The organism is Pseudomonas sp. UBA7530 (genome assembly GCF_002479365.1).
Lineage (GTDB): Bacteria > Pseudomonadota > Gammaproteobacteria > Pseudomonadales > Pseudomonadaceae > Aquipseudomonas.
This window is the reverse complement of record NZ_DLMS01000007.1, coordinates 88305-103491: the sequence shown is the minus strand read 5'-3', so window position 1 is coordinate 103491 and position 15187 is coordinate 88305. Positions and strand designations below refer to the sequence as shown.

General features: G+C 64.6%; 13 protein-coding genes. 4 read left to right on the top strand and 9 right to left on the bottom strand.

Going from position 1 to position 15187, the window contains the following annotated elements; translation table 11 throughout:
• Nucleotides 1-85 precede the first annotated feature (85 nt).
• The 3 genes from B2U07_RS11915 to B2U07_RS11905 are packed head-to-tail and all read right to left on the bottom strand — an operon-like array spanning nt 86 to nt 2473.
• A complete protein-coding gene (locus B2U07_RS11915) occupies nt 86-880 on the bottom strand; it encodes a thymidylate synthase (protein ID WP_275546839.1) in 795 nt (264 codons plus the stop codon).
• Nucleotides 880-1680, bottom strand: coding sequence for a prolipoprotein diacylglyceryl transferase (gene lgt / locus B2U07_RS11910; protein WP_197856766.1), 801 nt, complete (start codon nt 1678-1680; stop codon nt 880-882). Before lgt ends, B2U07_RS11915 begins: the two co-directional genes overlap by 1 nt.
• 10 nt (nt 1681-1690) lie before the next feature.
• Nucleotides 1691-2473 carry a sulfite exporter TauE/SafE family protein gene (locus B2U07_RS11905; protein WP_275546838.1) on the bottom strand — a complete coding sequence of 261 codons (783 nt, stop codon included), beginning with the start codon at nt 2471-2473 and terminating at the stop codon, nt 1691-1693.
• 128 nt (nt 2474-2601) lie between these two features.
• Between B2U07_RS11905 and B2U07_RS11900 the strand changes: the two genes are divergently transcribed.
• On the top strand, nt 2602-3345 hold the full coding sequence (locus tag B2U07_RS11900) for an NRDE family protein (protein ID WP_197856764.1): 744 nt from the start codon (nt 2602-2604) through the stop codon (nt 3343-3345).
• A gap of 416 nt (nt 3346-3761) precedes the next feature.
• Here the strand turns inward: B2U07_RS11900 and ptsP are convergent, their stop codons facing one another.
• Nucleotides 3762-6041, bottom strand: coding sequence for a phosphoenolpyruvate--protein phosphotransferase (gene ptsP, locus B2U07_RS11895; RefSeq protein ID WP_197856763.1), 2280 nt, complete (start codon nt 6039-6041; stop codon nt 3762-3764).
• Nucleotides 6042-6059: 18 nt separating this feature from the next.
• On the bottom strand, nt 6060-6539 hold the full coding sequence (locus B2U07_RS11890; protein WP_275546837.1) for an RNA pyrophosphohydrolase: 480 nt from the start codon (nt 6537-6539) through the stop codon (nt 6060-6062).
• A gap of 144 nt (nt 6540-6683) precedes the next feature.
• Between B2U07_RS11890 and B2U07_RS11885 the strand changes: the two genes are divergently transcribed.
• Complete coding sequence (locus tag B2U07_RS11885) at nt 6684-7337, top strand: HAD family hydrolase (protein WP_275546836.1); 654 nt, start codon at nt 6684-6686, stop codon at nt 7335-7337.
• Nucleotides 7338-7489: 152 nt separating this feature from the next.
• Here the strand turns inward: B2U07_RS11885 and B2U07_RS11880 are convergent, their stop codons facing one another.
• Together B2U07_RS11880 and ilvA are read right to left on the bottom strand one after the other, a co-directional pair.
• Entirely contained in the window at nt 7490-7930 is a 441-nt protein-coding gene (locus B2U07_RS11880) for a DUF2269 family protein (RefSeq protein WP_275546835.1), read from the bottom strand.
• Nucleotides 7931-8014: 84 nt separating this feature from the next.
• A complete protein-coding gene (ilvA, locus tag B2U07_RS11875) occupies nt 8015-9598 on the bottom strand; it encodes a threonine ammonia-lyase, biosynthetic (RefSeq protein WP_275546834.1) in 1584 nt (527 codons plus the stop codon).
• Between the two features lie 88 nt (nt 9599-9686).
• On the opposite strand from ilvA, the gene rpiA reads away from it, so the two are divergent.
• Together rpiA and B2U07_RS11865 are read left to right on the top strand one after the other, a co-directional pair.
• On the top strand, nt 9687-10358 hold the full coding sequence (rpiA, locus tag B2U07_RS11870) for a ribose-5-phosphate isomerase RpiA (RefSeq protein ID WP_275546833.1): 672 nt from the start codon (nt 9687-9689) through the stop codon (nt 10356-10358).
• Between the two features lie 234 nt (nt 10359-10592).
• The gene (locus B2U07_RS11865) at nt 10593-12545 is read left to right on the top strand and encodes an autotransporter domain-containing protein (RefSeq protein ID WP_296277049.1); all 1953 of its coding nucleotides are present in this window, start codon (nt 10593-10595) and stop codon (nt 12543-12545) included.
• A gap of 24 nt (nt 12546-12569) precedes the next feature.
• Here the strand turns inward: B2U07_RS11865 and B2U07_RS11860 are convergent, their stop codons facing one another.
• Both B2U07_RS11860 and B2U07_RS11855 read right to left on the bottom strand, forming a co-directional pair.
• Nucleotides 12570-12929, bottom strand: a complete 360-nt coding sequence (locus tag B2U07_RS11860; protein ID WP_296271135.1) for a DUF3703 domain-containing protein — start codon at nt 12927-12929, stop codon at nt 12570-12572.
• Between the two features lie 10 nt (nt 12930-12939).
• The gene (locus B2U07_RS11855) at nt 12940-15141 is read right to left on the bottom strand and encodes a heavy metal translocating P-type ATPase (RefSeq protein WP_296277048.1); all 2202 of its coding nucleotides are present in this window, start codon (nt 15139-15141) and stop codon (nt 12940-12942) included.
• Nucleotides 15142-15187 lie beyond the last annotated feature (46 nt).

Here is a 15187-nt window from a genome sequence, read left to right as displayed (position 1 = left end):
CAATTCGGCTCACCAGGGACTCCCTCTTCACGTGTTCGGTGAAAGGGTAGCAAACCGCGCCCGACTAACTGCCCAGACGCAAGTCTCAGACCGCCACTGGCGCCTTGATATGCGGGTGCGCTTCGTAGCCCACCAGTTCGAAGTCCTCGAATTTGAAAGCCAGCAGGTCCTTCACCTCGGGGTTGAGCTTCATGGTCGGCAGCGGCAGCGGCTGGCGGGTCAGCTGCAGGTCGGTCTGCTCGATATGGTTGGCGTACAGGTGGCAGTCGCCGCCGGTCCAGATGAACTCGCCCGGCTGCAGGTCGCAGACCTGCGCCACCATCAACGTCAGCAGCGCGTAGCTGGCGATGTTGAAGGGCACACCGAGGAAGATGTCCGCCGAGCGCTGATACAGCTGGCAGGACAGCTTGCCGTCAGCCACGTAGAACTGGAACAGCGCGTGGCATGGCGGCAGGGCCATCTGGTCGACCAGCGCCGGGTTCCAGGCAGAGACGATCAGGCGACGCGAGTCCGGGTTCTTCCTGATCATCTCGATCAGCTTGGCGATCTGGTCGATGGATTCGCCGTTGGGCGCCGGCCAACTGCGCCATTGGTAACCGTACACCGGGCCGAGGTTGCCATTCTCGTCGGCCCACTCGTCCCAGATGCTGACGCCGTTTTCCTTGAGGTACTTGATGTTGGTGTCGCCCTGCAGGAACCACAGCAGTTCATGGATGATCGAGCGCAGGTGGCACTTCTTGGTGGTGACAATGGGGAAGCCATCAGCCAGGTCGAAGCGCATCTGGTAGCCGAACACGCTGTAGGTGCCGGTGCCGGTGCGGTCTTCCTTGAAGGTGCCGTGCTCGCGCACGTGGCGCATCAGGTCGAGGTACTGTTTCATCAGGCGACTCCTTGAACGGGCTGGCGCTTGTAGGCGTAGGCGATCAGACCGATACCACCGAGAATCATCGGCAGGCAGAGAATCTGCCCCATGGTCAGCCAGCCCCAGGCCAGGTAGCCAAGCTGGGCATCCGGCACGCGGACGAATTCGACGATGAAGCGGAACACGCCATAGCAGGCGGCGAACATGCCGGACACGGCCATGGTTGGGCGCGGTTTGCGCGAATAGAACCAGAGGATGGTGAACAGCGCCACGCCTTCCAGGGCGAACTGGTAAAGCTGCGACGGATGGCGCGCCAGTTGCTGCGGATCGGTGGGGAAGATCATCGCCCAGGGCACGTCGGTGGCCTTGCCCCACAGCTCGGCGTTGATGAAGTTGCCGATGCGCCCGGCGCCCAGACCGATCGGTACCAACGGGGCGATGAAGTCCATCAGCTCGAAGAAGCTCTTGCCGTTGCGCTTGCCGAACCACCAGGTGGCCAGCATCACCCCGATCAGGCCGCCATGGAAGGACATGCCGCCTTCCCAGACCCGCAGGATTTTCGCCGGATCGGCGACATAGGCCGCCAGGTCGTAAAACAACACGTAGCCCAGGCGCCCACCGAGAATCACCCCCATGGCCACCCAGAACACCAGGTCGGACAGCTTGTCCTTGTTCCAGCTCGCGTCGAAACGCTCCAGCCGGCGCGAGGCCAGCAACCAGGCGCCACCGATTCCGATCAGGTACATCAGGCCGTACCAATGGATTTTCAGGGGGCCGAGGGCGATGGCCACCGGGTCGATCTGCGGATAAGGCAGCATCCAGGACTCCTTAAATGAAAAAACTCACGCCCACGCTGAACAGCAGCAGGGCGAACAGGCGCTTGAGCAACTGCGGCGACAGGCGATGAGCCAGGCGCGCACCAAAACGGGCAAAGAACATGCTGGTCACGGCGATACCCAGCAAGGCCGGGAGGTACACGTAACCGACGCTCCATGGCGGCAGATTCGCATTTCCCCAGCCGGTAAACATGAAACTCAACGCACCAGCGATGGCGATCGGCAAACCACAGGCCGCAGACGTCGCCACCGCCTGCTGGATCGGCACGCTGCGCCAGACCAGAAAGGGCACGGTCAGCGAACCACCGCCGATGCCGAAAATCGCCGACGCCCAGCCAATCACACCACCGGCCACCGTCAGCGTCGGCTTGCCTGGGACACCGCGGCTGGCTTTGGGTTTCAGGTCAAGCGCCATCTGCGCGGCCACGACGATGGCGAAGGTCCCGATGATCTTCTGCAGCAGCGGCCCCTGAATCAGCGCAGCGGTCACAGCCCCCAGCGCTGCACCGAGCACAATGCCCAGGGTCAGCCAGCGGAACAGCGGCCAGCGCACCGCGCCCTTGCGATGATGTTCGAGCAGCGAATTGATCGAGGTGAAGACGATGGTCGCCAGGGACGTGCCCACTGCCAAATGGGTGAGAATTTCCGTGGCAATGCCCTGCGAGGTGAAGCTAAGCACCAGCACCGGCACGATGATCAGACCGCCACCCACGCCGAACAGGCCAGCCAGCACACCGGCAGCCGAGCCCAGCACCAGGTAGAGCAGCAGTTCCATCGACACCCCCAAAAACAAAGGGGCATGGTAGCGGAAATGCCCTCGCAACGGCACACGGATCGACGGAACGGTTGCCGCTCGCGCCTCAGCTCGCTAGCCTGCCAGACTCCGTCATTGGAGGAATGCGCATGTGCCTGATCGTCTTCGCCTGGCAGCCGGAAAGCCCGACGGTGCTGCGCCTGGCATCCAATCGCGACGAGTTCTATGCGCGCCCCAGCACAGCGCTGGGCGAGTGGCAGGATGCACCCGGCGTATTCGCCGGCCGCGACCTGCAAGCCGGCGGCACCTGGCTTGGCGTCACCACGCAAGGCCGCTTTGCCGCACTGACCAACATCCGCGACTTGGAGCAGAAGGCCGGCCCACGCTCACGCGGCGCGCTGACGGCCGACTACCTGCAGGGCCAGGATTCGCCGCCCGCCTACCTCGACAGGATCATGCGCGACGCCGCCGAATATGCCGGTTTCAACCTGCTGGTCGGTGATCGCCATCAGCTCTGGCATTTCAATTCCCAGGAAGGACGAGCCCGGCAGTTGCAGGGCGGCCTCTATGGCCTGTCCAACGCCAACCTCGATACGCCCTGGCCGAAGCTGCTGCGTGCCAGAAACGCCCTCGGCGAGCGCATCGATGCCGAAGATGAAGCGTTAATGGCGCTGCTCGCCGACAACAGCCCGCCGGCCGATCATCTGTTGCCGGACACTGGCGTAGGGCTGGCGACGGAACGCCTGCTGTCGACTGCCTTCATCATCGGCGAGGCCTACGGCACCCGCGCCAGTACGGCTTTGAATCTGTACGGAGATGGGCGCTGGAGCATCACCGAGCGCAGCTTCGGCCCGCATGGCACAGTGTTGGGCGAGGTGGCATTCAGCGGGTAGCCCGGATGTAATCCGGGGAACAGTTCTGCGGAGTACAGCCCTTGTAGGAGGGGCTTTAGCCGCGAGCTTTTCGCCGCTGAAGCGCCTCCCACTGGTGAGCTCTGCTCGCGAAGCTTTTCTGCGTAGCCAGGGTTCGCGAGCAAAGCTCGCTCCTACCTATCAGGCTGTTGAAAAACGTAGGCGACGACTGCACGGATGCAGGAGGCAGAGCGAAGCAGGAAGCCCGAGCCGAGGCAGCCAGTGCATACCGATGGCGGCCCCACAAAAACAGCCGAAAAACGCTCGGAGTCGCGCTCGACTTTACGTGTTGTACATGAGCATTTTTGACGGGGGCGCCTAGCCTGGGCTCGCACGCGAGGCTGTTTTTAACGCAGCAATGGCAACGCAGGTAGTTTTTCAACGGCCTGCTATGCGAATCAGGCCTGAATATTCGAAGCCGGGTTGATCACCCGACCCAGGCCCAGATTGCGCAGCGCCAGGTGCAGGGTGCTGTAGATCAGGTGGGGGTTGTCCATAGTCATTACCTGACCGAGCAACTCCTTGGCCTTGCTCTGGGTCACCTGGCGCAGCAGCCATTTCACCTTGGGCAGGTTGGTGGCGTTCATCGACAGCGAATCGAATCCCATGGCCAGTAGCAGCACGGCCGCAGCCGGGTCGCCGGCCATCTCGCCGCAGATGCTCACTGGCTTGCCCTCGAGATGCGCGTCGTTGACCACCTTTTGCAGCGCCTGCAACACCGCCGGGTGGAGGAAGTCGTAGAGATCGGCCACGCGCGGATTGTTGCGGTCCACCGCCAGCAGGTACTGGGTCAGGTCGTTGGAACCCACCGAGAGAAAGTCCACCTGCCGCGCCAGTTCGCGGGTCTGGTAGACCGCCGCCGGAATCTCGATCATCAGACCGATGGGCGGCAGCGGCACGTCGGTGCCTTCGTCACGCACTTCGCCCCAGGCGCGATGGATCAGGTGCAACGCCTCTTCCAGTTCCTGGGTGCCGGAGATCATCGGCAACAGGATGCGCAGGTTGTCCAGCCCCTCGCTGGCCTTGAGCATGGCGCGGGTCTGCACCAGGAAGATTTCCGGGTGGTCGAGGGTGACGCGGATGCCACGCCAGCCGAGGAAGGGGTTCTCTTCCTTGATCGGGAAGTAAGACAGCGCCTTGTCGCCGCCGATATCCAGGGTACGCATGGTCACCGGCAGCGGGTGGAAGGCCTGCAGCTGCTCGCGATAGGTGGCGAGCTGCTCCTTCTCGCTGGGGAAGCGCTCGTTGATCATGAACGGCACTTCGGTGCGGTACAGGCCAACGCCCTCGGCACCGCGCTGCTGGGCACGGGCTACGTCAGCGAGCAGGCCGGTGTTGACCCACAGCGGCATGCGGTGGCCGTCGAGCGTCTCGCAGGGCAGAGCGCGCAGGGCGTCGAGGCCCTCGGTGAGCTGGCGCTCCTCCTCGACTACATCGGCGTACTGCTTGCTCAGCAACTCGCTGGGGTTGGTGAAGACTTCGCCGTGGTAGCCGTCGACGATCAGCTTGATGCCGTCGATCTTCGAATACGGCAGGTCGACCACGCCCATCACCGTGGGGATGCCCATGGCGCGGGCGAAGATCGCCACGTGGGAGTTGCCCGAGCCGGTCACCGAGATCAGGCCGACCAGCTTGCCTTCCGGCACCTCGCCGAGCATCGCCGGCGACAGTTCTTCGCTGACCAGGATTGTGTTGTCGGGATAGACCAGGGAAATCTTGCGCTCTTCCTGCAGGTAGGCGAGCAGGCGCCGGCCGAGGTCGCGCACATCACTGGCGCGCTCGCGCAGGTAGGCATCGTCCATCAGCTCGAAGCGTTTGACGTGGTCGAGCACCACCTGGCGCAAGGCGCCCTGCGCCCATTGGCCGGTGCGGATGACCTTGCGCACCTCGTTACCCAGCGCGGCATCCTCGAGCATCATCAGGTAGACGTCGAACAGCGCGCGCTCTTCCTTGCGCAGTTGCGTGGCGAGCTTCTCGGACAGCTCCTGCATGTCCTCGCGCACCCAACCCAGCGCCTTGTCGAACAGTTCCAGTTCGGCGGCAATGTCATCGACGCTACGGTCTGGAACTACATTGAGATCGGCCGGGGGCAGCACCACGACAGCGGTACCGACCGCTGCCCCCGGCGCACCCGGCACGCCGACGAACTTGGCCTCCTGCACGCCTTTGCCCTGACGCCCCAGACCACGTATCGAACCGGTAGCCTCGGCATGGGCAATGACCCCGGCGAGCTGCGCGCTCATGGTGACCAGGAAGGCTTCTTCGCCCTCGTCAAACTGGCGGCGCTCCTTCTGCTGCACGACGAGCACGCCCATCACGCGGCGGTGGTGGATGATCGGTGCACCGAGGAAGGAGGCATAGCGCTCCTCGCCGGTCTCGGCGAAGTAGCGATAGCGCGGGTGGCCTGCGGCATCTTCGAGGTTCAGGGGTTCCTCGCGGCTACCGACCAGGCCGACCAGACCCTCGCTCGGCGCCATGCTGACCTTGCCGATGGAGCGCTTGTTGAGGCCGTCGGTGGCCATCAGCACGAAGCGGTTGCTTTCCGGATCGAGCAGGTAGACCGAGCAGACCTGACTGCCCATCGCTTCCTTCACCCGTTGCACAATGATCGTCAATGCCGCCTTGAGATCCTTGGCGGCATTCACTTCCTGGACGATCTTGCGCAGCGTATTGAGCATGCTCGATTGGGGTCCGTATCAGTCGCGCACTATCAGGCGCGGGGCAAGTTCCTTGAGCGCACGGCGATACACCTCGCGCTTGAATGTGACCACCTGCCCCAGCGGGTACCAGTAGCTGACCCAGCGCCAGCCGTCGAACTCCGGCTTGCCGGTCAGGTCCATGCGTACGCGGTCTTCACCGCCGGTCAGGCGCAACAGGAACCATTTCTGCTTCTGCCCGATGCACAGCGGCTGGCTGTGCGTGCGCACCAGGCGCTGCGGCAGACGATAACGCAACCAGCCGCGGGTGCAGGCGAGGATCTTCACGTCCTGCTCTTCGAGCCCGACCTCTTCATTCAGTTCACGGTAAAGCGCATCGGTCGGCGATTCACGATCATTGATGCCGCCCTGCGGAAACTGCCAGGCGTCCTGATTGATACGCCTGGCCCAAAGCACCTGGCCGACATCATTAGTCAGGATGATGCCGACATTCGGGCGGAAACCATCGGAGTCGATCACGGCAAGCAACCTCGTACACGCAAGTTCCGGCATTGTTCCACAAAGCCGAGTCCAGCAGCAACGCGGGTTTGGCGGCAGTGGGAAAGCCCGGTCAAAGCGGCTATTCTGGCGCGCCCCAAACATGTGAAGAACAGGTACAGAACCGTGCGCTTGGCCCTTTTCGATCTCGACAATACCCTGCTGGCTGGCGACAGCGACCACAGCTGGGGCGAATTCGTCTGTCAGCGCGGCCTGGTCGACGCAGCCGAGTACCTGGCGCGCAACGATGCCTTCTATGCCGACTACTGCGCCGGAAAGCTGGACATCGTGGCCTACCAGAATTTCAGCCAGGCCATCCTTGGGCGTAGCGAAATGGCGCAACTGGCGCAGTGGCATGGCGAGTTCATGGCCGAGGTGATCGAGCCGATCATCCTGGCCAAGGGTGAGGCGCTGCTGGCGAAGCACCGCGCCGCGGGCGACAAGCTGGTGATCATCACCGCCACCAACCGCTTCATCACCACGCCGATCGCCGAGCGCCTGGGTGTGGAGACGCTGATCGCCTCCGAATGCGGCATGCAGGACGGCCGTTATACCGGGCAGATCACCGGCACGCCGTGCTACCAGGGCGGCAAGGTGACGCGCTTGAAGGAATGGCTGGCCGAATCGGGTTACAACCTGGACGACGCCTACTTCTACAGCGACTCGCGCAATGACCTGCCTCTGCTGGAGGCGGTAGCCAACCCGGTGGCGGTCGACCCGGACGACGTGCTGCGCGCCACCGCCATCGAGCGCGGCTGGCCGGTGATCTCGCTGCGCTGAGGCAAGCCCTGATCGCACATTGACGCGAGCACGCCTGCGATACTGTAGGAGCGGATTTATCCGCGAAGAGCTTTGTCTTCGTACTCGCGAGGATCGCGAATAAATTCGCTCCTACAAAAAAGCGCAGCCCGGATGCTGTCCGGCTCCCCGGCTCAGGCGGGCTTGGCGCCCATCAGCGCCATGATGACGATCAGCAACACCAGGATCAGCCCGGCATAGATCAGGCACAGGCGCTTCAACCCTGTCGGCGCCGGCGTATCGCCCAGCGCGCGCCAGGCTGCCAGACGACCAGCCAACAGCAGGCCGAGCAGCATCATCACGCCATATAGAATGCTGCCCAGCAGCAGCCAGGTCTGCCCCAGCGGCCAGCCGGCAGTATCGACCATCCAGTAGCCGGTAACCGGCAGGCTCAGCGCCAGCACGGCGAACGCCGGGAAGCTGAACAGCAGGGTCACGCGCAGCTTACGCGCCAGCACGACCGCATCACCGCCGCGCTGCGCCTTGAACAGCATGACGCCGTGGGCGATCAGGCCGAGCAGCAGCAATATGCCCGGGGCGCTGTGGAGAATGCGAACCAGCAGATAGTGTTCCATTGAGGCTTCCATTGTTATCAGGCGATTACGTAGGGCGGGTGCAACCCGCCAGCGCGCTGCGGCGGGTTACGTCGAAGGCAGTGTTCAGCCCAGAAACAGGCGATAGGCCGGGTTGTCGCTTTCATCCCAGTAGGGATAACCGATGGCGTCCAGCGCCGCCGGCACCAGGTGGCGTTCGTCTTCCGGCACCTGCAGCGCGGCCAGCACCCGGCCATCGGCGGCACCATGGTTGCGGTAGTGGAACATCGAGATGTTCCAGCGCCCGCCCAGTTTCTGCAGGAAGTTGAACAGCGCACCGGGACGCTCGGGGAACTCGAAGCGCAGCACCACCTCGTCACCGACACCGGCAGCATGGCCACCAACCATATGGCGGATATGTAGCTTGGCCAGCTCGTTATCGGTCAGATCCAGCACCGGGAAGCCCTGCTCGCGCAGCCCCTCGACCAGCGCCTGACGCGGGTCGTTCTCCGGGTGGGTCTGCACGCCGACGAAGATGTGCGCCTCGCCTTCGCTGTGATAGCGGTAGTTGAATTCGGTGATCTGGCGCTTGCCCACCGCCTCGCAGAAGGCCTTGAAGCTGCCCGGCTGCTCGGGGATGGTCACGGCGATGATCGCCTCGCGCTTCTCGCCCAGCTCGGCGCGCTCGGCAACGTGGCGCAGGCGGTCGAAGTTGACGTTGGCGCCGGAATCGATGCCCACCAGCACTTCGCCCCTGATGCCCTCACGCTCGACGTACTTCTTGATCCCGGCGACGGCCAGTGCGCCGGCCGGCTCGGTGATCGAGCGGGTATCGTCGTAGATGTCCTTGATCGCCGCGCAGATCTCGTCGGTGCTGACGGTGATCACCTCATCGACGTGATGCTTGCAGATATCGAAGGTGTGCTGGCCGATCTGCGCCACCGCCACGCCATCGGCGAACAAGCCGACCGTCGGCAACACCACGCGCTCGCCTGCAGCTATGGCCTGCTGCAGACAGTTGGAATCGTCCGGCTCGACGCCGATCACCTTGATCTCCGGACGCAGGTATTTCACGTACGCAGCGATGCCGGCGATCAGGCCGCCGCCACCGACCGGCACGAAGATGGCGTCGATGTGGCCCTGGTGCTGGCGCAGCACCTCCATGGCCACGGTGCCCTGGCCGGCGATCACCAGCGGATCATCGTACGGGTGAATGTAGGTGTAGCCCTTCTCCTCCACCAGCTTCAGCGAATGCGCCAGCGCCTCGGGGAAGGCATCGCCGTGCAGCACCACCTTGCCGCCACGCGAGCGCACGCCCTGCACCTTCAGCTCCGGCGTGGTACGCGGCATGACGATGGTCGCCTTCACCCCCAGATGCTTGGCCGCCAGGGCCAGGCCCTGCGCATGGTTGCCGGCCGAAGCAGTGACCACGCCACGCGCCAGCTCTTCGGCGGACAGTTGTGCCAGCTTGTTGTAGGCGCCACGAATCTTGAACGAGTACACCGGCTGCAGATCCTCGCGCTTGAGCAGAATCTGGCTGCCCAGCCGCTCACTGAGCTGACGGGCGGGTTGCAGCGGGGTTTCCACCGCGACGTCGTAGACGCGCGAGGTGAGGGTCTTCTTCACGTACTGTTCGAGCATGGCGATTTCGCAGGCGTTCGGGCTTTGAGGGACTGCCGAGTCTACCCCAGCGCCGCGCCGGGCGACCATACGAAACGCGCGGGTTCTGCCCCGTCAACGCGCCACTTGCGGCTATAATTCGCGCCACATCTCCCACCTTTCCAGGCATTCCCCCGCGATGAACCAGGATCAGTTGAAACAGGCCGTGGCCCAGGCCGCCGTCGACCACATTCTTCCCCGCCTCGACGCCAAGAGCATCGTCGGCGTCGGCACCGGCTCCACCGCCAATTTCTTCATCGACGCACTGGCCAGGCACAAGATGGACTTCGACGGCGCCGTCGCCAGTTCCGAAGCCACCGCTGCGCGCCTGAAGGGCCATGGCATCCCGGTCTACGACCTCAACAGCACCGCCGAGCTGGAGTTCTATGTCGACGGCGCCGACGAGAGCGACGAGCGCCTGCACCTGATCAAGGGCGGCGGCGCCGCGCTGACCCGCGAGAAAATCGTCGCCGCCGTGGCCAAGACCTTCATCTGCATCGCCGACGCCAGCAAGCTGGTACCGGTGCTCGGCGCCTTCCCGCTGCCGGTGGAAGTCATCCCCATGGCCCGCAGCCACGTGGCGCGCGAGCTGGTGAAGCTCGGCGGCGACCCGGTGTACCGCGAGGGCGTGCTGACCGACAACGGCAACGTCATCCTCGACGTGCACAACCTGTCGATCACCGATCCGGTGAAGCTGGAAGCGGACATCAACGCCATCGTCGGCGTGGTCACCAACGGCCTGTTCGCCGCCCGCCCGGCCGATCTGCTGCTGCTCGGCACCGCCGAAGGCGTGAAAACGCTCAAGCGCTGAACCCTCCGGGCGGGGCATCCCCCCGCCCAACCCGCCGCTTGCTTGCACCAAATAAGCGCCCGGCCTGCCAGTTATTCGCGCATACGCAATCGGCGCCATCGCGGCACCTGCCCGTTTTTTTACGATGACGCGACACCTGCCACCATCTTCTGCGTCATTTCCCTGCACGTTTCGCTTTCAGGCCCACATACTGCTCTGCGCTGAATGCCACAAAAACACCATAAGGAGCATGATGTGATCAAACCCCTCATCCTGGGACTGGGCCTGGCCGGCACGCTGTTATCCCCCTTGGCCATGGCCTACCAGTACGGCGAGTATGCCGGCGTGACCGTCGACACGCTGATCAACGACTACCCGGGCCGCTACCGCGATACCGCCAGTTTTGCCGGTGCGACCGCCTGGATGGAACAACGCCTGTCTGCGTCCGGTTACGACAACTATCGCCAGGATTTCACCTGGGCAGGTAACCGCAACTCGCAGAACGTGATCGCCGAGACGCGCGGTATTACCGGCAACAACCTGGTGATCGGCGCCCACTTCGATACCTACTTCGGCCGCCCCACCCTGCAGGGCCTGGACGACAACGCCTCGGGCGCCGGCGTGCTGACGGAGATCGCCCGCAACCTGGCGGGGCTTTCCTTCGAGGACGGCGTGACCTTCATCGGCTTCGGCGCAGAAGAAGAAGGGCTCAGGGGCTCGCGCGCCTACGTCGCCTCCCTGGACGCCGAGGCACGTGCCCGCCTGACCGGCATGATCAACATCGACAGCCTGATCACCGGCGACATGATGTACGCCCACGCCGGCTCCGACAGCGTTGCCGCGCCAGAGCTGGCGTCGCTGCGCGAACACACCTTCCGCATCGCCGAGGAGCTGGGCATCGACCTGCACACCAACCCAGGCCTCAACGCCGGCTACCCGGCAGGCACCGGCTGCTGCAGCGACGCCGAAAGCTTCGAGGGGCTGGGTATTCCGGTGCTGTTCCTGGAAGCCACCAACTGGGAAATCGGCGCGCTCGATGGTTATGACCAGACCACCAACCCGGCCATCCCAGGCGGCGCGACCTGGCACAACCCGGCCCTGGACAACGAGACCGTGCTGGTCGGCGCTTTCGGCGAGGAGCGCATCGCACAACGCCTACGTGACTATTCCCGGCTGCTGACCCGCCTGGTGCTGGAAGCCACCAACACCGACCTGCGCTACGCGGCGCAATCCGGTGGCGCCATGCTGGGCACACTGGAAGACACCCTGGCACGCCAGCAGCAGACCCACCAGCAACTGCTCGAACGCCGCTGGCAGACCCTGCGGGCCACACCGCGCGAAGTCGGCAGCGTCGACGGCAGCGTTGGCGTGGAAGGCCAGCTCTCGCCCAGCGGCGGCTTCGATAGCCCGCTGGACCAGCGCTCGCGCCAGGCTACCGCTTATATGTTCGGCGACACCCAGCTCAGCGAATGGCTGAACCTTGGCGCCGGCCTGAGCTTCACCCGCGGCAAGGATGACCTGCAGCACGGCGGCAAGGTCGAGAGCGATACCTGGCAGGCGGGCCTCTATGCGCTGCTGAGCAATGCCGGACCGCTGTGGCTGAATGCCGACATCAGCGCGGGCCGTACCCGCTTCGACCTGGACCGTTCGGTGCTCATCCAGGGCAACGCTGGCGGGCCCGTATTGCTCAACCAGCGGCTCTCCGGCGAGACCGACGCGACCTTCTGGGGGGCGCGCCTGCTCGGTGGCTATGACCTGCTCTTCGGCGACTGGCGTACCGGCCCGCAAGTGGGCATCGACTATCGCCACTACAAGCTCGACGGTTTCAGTGAAAAGTCCACGCAACGCACTGCCCTGCGCTTCGATGACGACCGTTTCGACTCCATGGAGCTGAGCCTCGGCTGGCAGGTACGCGGCCACTTCGCCCTGGATGGGGCGATACGCCTGCAGCCCTACGCAAGCCTGGCCTGGATCGAGGAACTGGGCGATGGCATGAGCGAGGACTTCGTGGTGACCAGTCTCGCCGATGGCTCGGCGCGGCGCGTGGCCAATGGCCTGGAGAACGACAAACACTTCGCCCGCGCGCGCCTGGGCGCACAATTGGCGGTCAGCGAAGCCTTTGCCGTCTACGCCGAGGCCAATGCACGTCTACAGCACGACAATGGTGACCAGGCCGGTTACACCCTGGGCCTGCATTACCTGTTCTGATATGACGAGGCGAGTGCCGGATGCCTAGGCTTCCGGCACTCGCTGCTGACGTTCAGATGCCAGCAATGCCTGTAAATCCTCAGTGACCGGCATCGGTTGAAAGGCACTGACCCGCGCCCGTCCGGTGTTGCCGACGGGTACCCAGATGCGCGAGAACAACAGCGCCGCCAGGATGCGCGGCACTTGCCCCAGCACCTCACGCATATCGCCTTGTTGCCAGCCGGCGCGCAGCATCAGCCAATGTGAACGTGCATGCAGCCATGGGCGACGCTGGGTGAGGATGTGTGCCCGCTCCAGCCAGACCAGCGCTGCGGCGCTACGGCGGGCAGCCAGTTCGTGCAGCGCCTGGTTGAAGGCTTCGTCGATGGCTTCTTGCAACTTCATGGCAGCTTCCTTATTTGCGCAACAGGCGCAGGCCGTTGAACACCACCATCAGGCTGACGCCCATGTCGGCGAACACCGCCATCCACATGGTCGCCGCGCCCGCCAGGGTCATGCCCAGGAAGATCGCCTTGATGCCCAGCGCCAGGACGATGTTCTGCAGCAGGATCGCGTGGGTCTGCCGGGAAAGACGGACGAAAGCCGGAATCTTGCGCAGATCGTCGTCCATCAGTGCGACGTCGGCCGTCTCGATCGCCGTATCGGTGCCAGCGGCGCCCATGGCGAAGCCGATCTCGGCCCTGGCCAGCGCCGGCGCATCGTTGATGCCATCGCCCACCATGCCGACCACCTTGCCGCGCGCCTGGCTCGTCTCGATCCAGGCCAGCTTGTCCGCCGGCAGCAGGTCGCCGCGCGCCTCATCGACGCCGACCTGCTCGGCGATGGCCGCCGCAGTGTGGGCGTTGTCACCAGTGAGCATGCAGGTACGCACGCCCAGCCCATGCAGCTCGGCAATCGCCTCGCGGCTGGTCTGGCGCACCGTATCGGCCACGGCGAAGAGCATCAGCGCGCGCTGCTCGTCACACAGCACTACTACGCTCTTGCCCTGACGCTCCAGTGCTTCGAGGCGCTGCTCCAACTGCGCCGAGCAGAGCCGGAGATCTTCGACCAGACGGTGATTGCCCATATACAGCAGCCTGCCATCGATACGGCCTTTGCTGCCGCGCCCCGGCAGCGCTTCGAAGTCCTCGACGTCGAGCAGTGCCTGCCCCTGTTCTTCAGCCCGCAGGGCCAGCGCCCTGGAAACCGGGTGGTCGGAACGCGCGGCCAGGCTCGCCGCCCAAACCGCATGCACGGGCTCTTCCACCTCCAGTAGGTGGAGACTGTCGGTCTGCACCGGCTTGCCGTGGGTCAGGGTGCCGGTCTTGTCCAGCGCCAGCAAGGCCAGGTGGCGGCCATTCTCCAGATATACGCCGCCCTTGATCAGAATGCCCTTGCGCGCCGCCGCCGCCAGGCCGCTGACGATGGTCACCGGAGTGGAAATCACCAGCGCACAGGGGCAGGCCACCACCAGCAACACCAAGGCGCGGTAGACCCAGTCGAACCAGGCGCCGCCGATAAGCAGCGGCGGCAATACGGCCACCGCCAGGGCGAAGGCGAACACCGCCGGGGTATAGATGCGCGAGAACTGGTCGACGAAGCGCTGGGTCGGTGCACGCGAGCCCTGCGCCTCTTCCACCGCATGGATGATGCGCGCCAGCGTGGTGTCGCGCGCCGCGGCAGTCACGCGGAACTCCAGCGAACCTGCCTCGTTGATGGTGCCGGCGAAGACGGAATCGCCCGCACGTTTTTCCACCGGTAGGCTTTCCCCGGTGATCGGCGCCTGGTTGACCGTCGAGCTGCCGCCGACCACCTCGCCATCGAGGCTAATACGCTCGCCCGGACGAACGCGCACCACGGCGCCGAGGGCGATGGCCTGAACGTCGACTTCCAGCCAGCTGCCGTCGGCCTGCCTGACAGTGGCGCGCGGCGGCGCCAGGTCCATCAGGCCACGGATGGCGTTGCGTGCCCGATCCAGCGAACGCGCCTCGATCAACTCGGCCAGAGTGAACAGCACCATCACCATCGCCGCCTCCGGCCACTGGCCGATCAGCACTGCACCCGTCACGGCGATGCTCATCAGAGCGTTGATGTTGAGGTTGCGGTTCTTCAGGGCGATCCAGCCCTTCTTGTAGGTATTCAGCCCACACAGACCGATGGCAGCGAGGGCCAGCATGGCCACCAACCAGTCCGGCCCGAGCGCGGCGAAATGCACTACCTCCGAAGCGGTGGCCACCACTGCGGCCAGCGCAAGCGGCCACCAGGGCTTCTTCGCCGGCGCGGCGGCCGGCTGTTGAGCAGCGCCTTGATCCTCCACTTGAGGGGTAAAGCCCAGCGCCTGAATCGCTGGCACTACCTGAGCCAGCGCCCCTTCGTCATGGCTGACGACGAGCACCCGCTGCAGCAGATTGAATTGCAGGCCCGCCACGCCAGGCAGCCGGCCCAGCGCATCGCGGATCAGGCGTTCCTCGGTCGGGCAGTCCATCTGCTCGATGCGGATGCGGGTGGTCACTGCCCCGTCTAGCGGCTCGACCACGGACGCCTGAGGCGCCGGTTCATGGTCATGCTCGTGGCGGGTGGGTGGCTTTTGGTGCGAGTGATCGCAGCAGCGGCTCATGGCAAGTCTCCGTCAGGTCTCTGTTGCGCAGTACACACCCTGTAGT

Coding starts and splice junctions, on each gene's coding strand:
- ptsP (WP_197856763.1), bottom strand. CDS start 6,041: ATGCTCAATACGCTGCGCAAGATCGTCCAGGAAGTGAATGCCGCCAAG.
- B2U07_RS11860 (WP_296271135.1), bottom strand. CDS start 12,929: ATGAAGTTGCAAGAAGCCATCGACGAAGCCTTCAACCAGGCGCTGCAC.
- B2U07_RS11900 (WP_197856764.1), top strand. CDS start 2,602: ATGTGCCTGATCGTCTTCGCCTGGCAGCCGGAAAGCCCGACGGTGCTG.
- ilvA (WP_275546834.1), bottom strand. CDS start 9,598: ATGGTCGCCCGGCGCGGCGCTGGGGTAGACTCGGCAGTCCCTCAAAGC.
- B2U07_RS11855 (WP_296277048.1), bottom strand. CDS start 15,141: ATGAGCCGCTGCTGCGATCACTCGCACCAAAAGCCACCCACCCGCCAC.
- B2U07_RS11905 (WP_275546838.1), bottom strand. CDS start 2,473: ATGGAACTGCTGCTCTACCTGGTGCTGGGCTCGGCTGCCGGTGTGCTG.
- lgt (WP_197856766.1), bottom strand. CDS start 1,680: ATGCTGCCTTATCCGCAGATCGACCCGGTGGCCATCGCCCTCGGCCCC.
- rpiA (WP_275546833.1), top strand. CDS start 9,687: ATGAACCAGGATCAGTTGAAACAGGCCGTGGCCCAGGCCGCCGTCGAC.
- B2U07_RS11880 (WP_275546835.1), bottom strand. CDS start 7,930: ATGGAACACTATCTGCTGGTTCGCATTCTCCACAGCGCCCCGGGCATA.
- B2U07_RS11915 (WP_275546839.1), bottom strand. CDS start 880: ATGAAACAGTACCTCGACCTGATGCGCCACGTGCGCGAGCACGGCACC.